5 protein-coding genes and 1 pseudogene are annotated in these 5,970 nt (G+C 65.4%); 3 read left to right on the top strand and 3 right to left on the bottom strand.

From position 1 onward, the window contains the following. Nucleotides 1–629: pseudogene (locus ACR2JA_RS08800) on the bottom strand (electron transfer flavoprotein subunit beta/FixA family protein); the annotation flags it as partial. A 364-nt stretch (nt 630–993) separates the two neighbouring features. Between ACR2JA_RS08800 and ACR2JA_RS08805 the strand changes: the two are divergent. From ACR2JA_RS08805 to ACR2JA_RS08815, 3 genes are all read left to right on the top strand, one after another. Continuing rightward, the gene (locus tag ACR2JA_RS08805) at nt 994–2,010 is read left to right on the top strand and encodes a TRAP transporter substrate-binding protein (RefSeq protein ID WP_434008718.1); all 1,017 of its coding nucleotides are present in this window, start codon (nt 994–996) and stop codon (nt 2,008–2,010) included. Nucleotides 2,011–2,094: 84 nt separating this feature from the next. Then, the gene (locus ACR2JA_RS08810) at nt 2,095–2,616 is read left to right on the top strand and encodes a TRAP transporter small permease (RefSeq protein ID WP_434008719.1); all 522 of its coding nucleotides are present in this window, start codon (nt 2,095–2,097) and stop codon (nt 2,614–2,616) included. Further along, nucleotides 2,613–3,905, top strand: a complete 1,293-nt coding sequence (locus ACR2JA_RS08815) for a TRAP transporter large permease (protein ID WP_434008720.1) — start codon at nt 2,613–2,615, stop codon at nt 3,903–3,905. The genes ACR2JA_RS08810 and ACR2JA_RS08815 overlap by 4 nt, the downstream gene beginning before the upstream one ends. Nucleotides 3,906–3,914: 9 nt before the next feature. On the opposite strand, the gene ACR2JA_RS08820 is transcribed toward ACR2JA_RS08815, so the two are convergent. Both ACR2JA_RS08820 and ACR2JA_RS08825 read right to left on the bottom strand, forming a co-directional pair. Then, a complete protein-coding gene (locus ACR2JA_RS08820; RefSeq protein WP_434008721.1) occupies nt 3,915–5,210 on the bottom strand; it encodes a mechanosensitive ion channel family protein in 1,296 nt (431 codons plus the stop codon). Nucleotides 5,211–5,295: 85 nt separating this feature from the next. Further along, the coding region (locus ACR2JA_RS08825) for an enoyl-CoA hydratase (RefSeq protein ID WP_434008722.1) at nt 5,296–5,970 on the bottom strand (675 nt) is incomplete at its 5' end.

The raw sequence follows: 5,970 nt of genomic DNA on the forward strand, positions 1-5,970 counted from the left end.
TCCACACCCAGATCGGCCGGCTTGACGGTCTCCAGCGGCTTCTTTTTGGCCTTCATGATGTTGGGCAGCGTCACATAGCGCGGCTCGTTCAGGCGCAGGTCGGTGGTGACGACCGCCGGCAGGGTGATTTCCAGGGTTTCCAGGCCGCCGTCGATTTCACGGGTGACCATGGCCTTGCCGTCGGCGATCTAGACCTTGCTGGCAAAGGTGGCCTGCGGCAGGTCGGCCAGCGCAGCCAGCATCTGGCCGGTCTGGTTGGCGTCGTCGTCGATGGCCTGCTTGCCCAGGATGATCAGACCCGGTTGTTCCTTGTCCACCAGGGCCTTGAGCAGCTTGGCCACGGCCAGGGGCTGCAGTTCCACGTCGGTCTCGACCAGGATGGCGCGGTCGGCGCCGATGGCCATGGCCGTGCGCAGGGTTTCCTGGCATTGCGCCACGCCGCAGGAGACGGCGATGACTTCGGAGACGACGCCCTTTTCTTTCAGGCGCACGGCTTCTTCCACCGCGATCTCGTCAAACGGGTTCATGCTCATCTTGACGTTGGCGATGTCCACACCGGTGCCGTCGCTCTTGACGCGCACCTTGACGTTGTAGTCCACCACGCGTTTGACGGGGACGATGACCTTCATGTTCGGTTGCTCCTGATGATGGGGAAAGACGGATGGAAACGGGTGCTCGAATTGACGTGCACGTCAACTCGGATTGTAGGTCGACGGCGCGGGTCACGACATTCTGAACGCTGCCGCATGGGAATACCGCAAAAATCGAACGGTCGTGCTTTTTTGCAATTATAGGGGAAGTGTGCGCATGATCATCAATGCCCCGGCACCCGTCTGCCGCCGCAACGACAAAGCAAGGGAAATCCCTAAAACCAACCGATCGGTCGGCTAATTCGGGTAAGTCTGGAGGGGCTTGGCACGGGTATTGACCTATAGTGAACTACAGATGGTTACTTATGTTGAGTAACGAGTTCCACCCTACAGGAGACCCGGCATGACCTTCCGTTTTGCGGCCACCGCCGCCCTCGCATCCACGCTGCTGATGGGCGCTGCCGTCCAGGCCCAGACGGTGTTCACCGTCTCCAGCTGGCTGCCGCCGACACACACGCTGAGCCAGGCGCAGAAGACCTGGTGCGATGCCATGGAGAAGGAAAGCGCCGGTCGACTCAAATGCAACATCCTCCCCAAGGGCGTGGTGGCCGCACCGGGCACCTTCGATGCCGTGCGCGACGGCCTGGCCGACATCTCCTACACGGTAGACGGCTACACACCGGGCCGCTTCATCAACACCCAGGTGGCCGAGTTCCCCTTTCTGGGTGACAGCGCGGTGCAGACCTCGGTGGCCTACCAGCGCATCTACAGCAAATACTTCGCGCCGCTGGGCGAGCACCGCGGCGTGAAGGTGCTGGCGGTGTTCACCCACGGCCCTGGCATCATTTTCAACAGCAAGAAGCCGGTGACATCGGCGGCCGACGCCGCCTCGCTGAAGTTCCGCATCGGCGGCGGCAACATCAACGAACTGTCCAAGGCCATGGGCTGGAACACCACGCTCAAGGCGGCACCCGAGTCGTTCGAGCTGCTGTCCACCGGCGTGATGGACGGCACCTTCTTCCCCGACGAGTCGGTGGCCTCGTTCAAGCTGAGCATGGTCAAGCACGCCACCACCTTCCCCGGTGGCCTGTACAACACCAGCTTCGTGTTCATGATGAACCCGGACAAGTACAAGGCGCTGTCGGCACAGGACAAGGCCGTGGTGGACAAGCTCTCGGGCGAATACGCCGCGCGCCTGTTCGGCGAAGGCTGGGACCGGGTCGACGCCGCCAGTCGCGACGGCGCCCAGAAGGCCCAGGGCGTCGCCCGCATCCAGGCCGACAAAGCCTTCGTCAAGGCCGTGGCCGACAAGCAGGACTACCTGGAAACCAAGTGGGCCGCTTCGGCCATGGTCAAGGGTCTGAAGGACCCCAAGAAGGTCCTGGCCGAGTTCCGTGCCGAAATCAAGAACGTGAAGTAAGCCACCGTCAGCCAGGCGCAACGCGCCAAGCGCAGGCTCAGGGGCCGATGGGCCTGCCAAGAGGCAGCTCACCGGCCCCTTCACATGCAGAAAGCCCTTATGCACAAATCGATCGACCGGTTGCTGTACTGGTCCACGGGTGTCATGGCCGCCATGGCCCTGTTCTCCATCATGTGGCTCACCGTCGTCGACGTGGTGGGCCGCAAGTTTTTTGACAACTCCGTCCCGGGGGGCCTGGAGCTGACCGAGATCCTGATGGTGGTCGTGATCTTTGCCGCGCTGCCTTTGGTGTCGTGGCGTGGCGAGCACGTGGTGTTCGACACACTGGACGCGGTCATTCCCGACTGGCTGCGCAGTGTGCAGGCCCGCGTGATACATCTGGTGTGCGCTGGTGTCTTCGCCTTTCTCGGGCGCCTGATGGTGATGCGCGCCGAGCGCTTCGAGGAATACGGCGACACGACGGTGCACCTGGCCCTGTCCATCGCGCCGGTGGCGTGGCTGATGGCCGCGCTCCTGGTCCTCACGGGGGTGGCCCACCTGCTGCTGTTCTTCATCGGCAACCCGGCCAAGGGCTCGGCCCACGCCGCAGCGGAGGGCTCCGCATGATCACCGCGCTGCTGGGTTTTCTGGCCGTCTTCGGCATGGCCTTCCTGCGGGTGCCGCTGGCGGTCGCCATGTCGGTGGCCGGTCTGGTGGGGCTGGGGTTGATGCGTGGCTGGCAACCGGCCTACGCCAGCACCAGCCAGGTGATCTTCGAGACCGGCTTTCACTACGTCCTGTCCGTCATTCCCCTGTTCGTGCTGATGGGTAACTTCGTCGCGCGCGCCGGCATGGCCAAGGAACTGTTCACCGCTGCCAACGCCTTCGTCGGCCACCGGCGCGGCGGCCTGGCCATGGCCAGCATCATCGCGTCGGGCGGCTTCGGCTCCATCTGCGGCTCGTCCATCGCCACCGCCGCCACCATGACCCGCGTGGCCTACCCCGAGATGAAGGCGCACGGCTACAAGGACACCCTGGCCACCGGCGCCATCGCGTCGGGCGGCACGCTGGGCATCCTGATCCCGCCGTCCACCATCCTGGTGATCTACGGGATCATCACCGAGACCGACATCGGCAAGCTGTTCATCGCCGGCATCCTGCCCGGGATCGTGGCCATCACCTGCCTGTGCCTGGCGGTGGTCTTCGTGACCTGGAAAGACCCGGCAGCCGGCCCGCCGGCCGAGCGCTTCACCTGGACTCAGCGTTTGGCCGCGATCCGCGGTATCTGGGGCGTGGCCCTGCTGTTCGGGCTGGTCATCGGCGGCATCTACGGCGGCGTGTTCACCGCCACCGAAGGCGCTGGCGTGGGCGCCGCGGGCGCGTTCCTGTTCGCGCTGCTGCGGGGCACGCTGCGGCCAAGCGTGCTGCTGGACATCCTGATCGAAAGCACCCGCACCACGGCCATGCTGTTCATGATCCTGATCGGCGCGATGATCTTCACCAACTTCATCAACTTCACCAGCATGCCCGGGGACCTGCGCGACTTCGTGCTGCAGTTCAGCCCCAACCCCATCATGGTGGTGATCATGATGATGGGCATCTACCTGTTGCTGGGCATGGTGATGGAAGAACTGGCCATCGTGCTGCTGACCATCCCGGTGTTCTTCCCGGTCATCACCGGGTTGGGCTTCGATCCCGTGTGGTTCGGCATCCTGATCGTGACCATCGTCGAGATCGGCATGATCTCGCCGCCGGTGGGCCTGAACCTGTTCGTCATCAATTCGCTGCTGCCCAACGTGAACCTGGGCGTGATGTACCGCGGCGTCTGGCCCTTCGTGGCGGCCGACATCGCGCGCCTCGCAATCCTGATCGCTTTCCCGGCCATCGCCCTCTGGCTACCAGGCTTCATGGGCTGACGCCGGGGTTCAGGCCCCCGGCTTCATGTGCACCACGCGCTGCGGGTACGGGATCTCGATCCCGTGCTCGCGCAGTGACCGCAAGATGGCCATGTTGATGTCGGAACGCAGGTTGAGTTGCCCGTTCTCCGGGTCGGCGATCCAGTAGCCCAGGGTGAACTCCAGGCCATCGGCGCCGAAAGCCGACAGGGCCGCGTTGGGCGCCGGGTCCTGGAGCACGCGCTCCTGCGCCACCGCCGCATCGGACAACAGGCGGCGCACCAGTTCCACATCGCTGTCATAAGCGACGCTCACCACGGTGGACTGCCAGACCTTGGCATCGGCCAGCGACAGGTTCTCCACCCGGTTGGTGATCAGCATCTCGTTGGGCACGATGGACTCGCGACCGGCGGCCGAGCGGATCACGGTGTAGCGGGTGGTGATGTCGGTGATGCGGCCCTCGAAGTTGTCCACCTTCACGTTGTCGCCGATGCGCATGCTGCGCTCGGCCAGGATGACGAAGCCGCTGACGTAGTTGGCCGCCAGTTTCTGCAGGCCCAGGCCGATGCCCACGCCCACCGCACCGCCGAGCACCGAGAGCGCCGTGAGGTCGATGCCGACGGCCGACAAGGCAAAAATCAGACCGAAGAACAGCAGCACCGCCCGCGTGGCATTGGCGATCGCCTTGCGCAGCGACAGTTGCCCGCCGACCGCAGATTTGAGCAAGCGCGACTCGATGGCGGCGGAAATCCACAGCACCACGATCATCACCGCGCCGGCCGTGAGGGCGCCTTCGAGCAGCGTGCGCAGGCTCAGCGTGGAGGTCCCGAGTTTCCAGTGGATCTCGTCGAGCTCGGTCAGCACCAGCGGCAGCAGACCGCTGACCCACAGCACCATGGCGCCCCAGGCCAGCCAGGAGATGGTGCGTTCGAGCGCGCGCACCCAGGGCGCGGCCGTGAAGGCCACCTGCAGCACTTTCACCCCCAGGCGAATGACCACCAGCGACACCAGCACCGGAATGGCGACCTTGAACACCGCCAGTGGCACGAACTTCAGCAGCACCGCGCGGGCGATGTAGCCCGAGACCAGCAACAGCAGCGGAAACAGGGCACCGTCGAACACGCGGCGACCGAACAGCACCGAGGACGCGTCGTCGCGCTGCCCCAGCGCGCGGCGCAGGCCCGAAGCCAGCAGCCAGGCCAGCAGCACGCAGGCGGCCAGGGCCACCAGTTCCAGCCACACCGTGGGCTGGGTGAAGCCGGCCAGCCAGGCCTGCAGGTCGTCAATGGGGGGCGGGGTCGTGGAAAGCGAAACGGTCGAAGTCATGGGCCAATGATGCAACACGAAAAAGAAACGGCCGTTGCCGGCCGGTGTGTGCATTGACGGAGTCGGCCAGGCGGCCGGAGGTTCCTCAGGTGCGCCAGCTGGGCGCGCGTTTCTCGATGAAAGCCTGCACGCCTTCCTGGGCCACGTCGTGCGCCATGTTGCAGGCCATGGTCTGGCCGGCCAGCTGGTAGGCCGATTCGATACCGGTTTCCAGCTGGCGGTAGAACATGCCCTTGCCCATGGCAATGGCCTCGCGCGGCTTGCCCAGGATGCGGTCCACCAGCGTGGCCACCTCGGCGTCCAGCGCATCTTCGGCCACCACGCGGTTGACCAGACCCCGGCGCTGCGCCGCGTCGGCGCTGATGAAGTCGCCGGTGAGCAGCATTTCCATCGCCTGCTTGGGGCCCATGTTGCGCGACAAGGGCACGCTGGGCGTGGCACAGAACAGGCCCACGTCGATGCCGTTGACGCCAAAGCGCGCGCCCTGCGCCGCGACCGCCAGGTCGCACTGCGCCACCAGCTGGCAGCCGGCGGCCGTGGCCAGCCCGTGCACGCGCGCGATCACCGGCACGTCCAGCTTGCGGATGCTGAGCATCAGCCTGGCGCAGGTGGCGAACAGTGTCTGGTAATAGCTCAGGCGTTCGGCCTGGTCGGGCTTGGACTTCATTTCCTTGAGGTCGTGCCCGGCGCAGAAGGCCTTGCCGTTGGCGGCGATCACCAGCACGCGCGCGGCCGGGTCGGCGGCCACCGCGTCCAGCGC

The sequence above is a fragment of the Hydrogenophaga sp. genome, assembly GCF_051007235.1.
In the GTDB taxonomy this organism is placed as follows: domain Bacteria; phylum Pseudomonadota; class Gammaproteobacteria; order Burkholderiales; family Burkholderiaceae_C; genus Hydrogenophaga.

Coding starts and splice junctions, on each gene's coding strand:
- ACR2JA_RS08820 (WP_434008721.1), bottom strand. CDS start 5,210: ATGACTTCGACCGTTTCGCTTTCCACGACCCCGCCCCCCATTGACGAC.
- ACR2JA_RS08815 (WP_434008720.1), top strand. CDS start 2,613: ATGATCACCGCGCTGCTGGGTTTTCTGGCCGTCTTCGGCATGGCCTTC.
- ACR2JA_RS08810 (WP_434008719.1), top strand. CDS start 2,095: ATGCAGAAAGCCCTTATGCACAAATCGATCGACCGGTTGCTGTACTGG.
- ACR2JA_RS08805 (WP_434008718.1), top strand. CDS start 994: ATGACCTTCCGTTTTGCGGCCACCGCCGCCCTCGCATCCACGCTGCTG.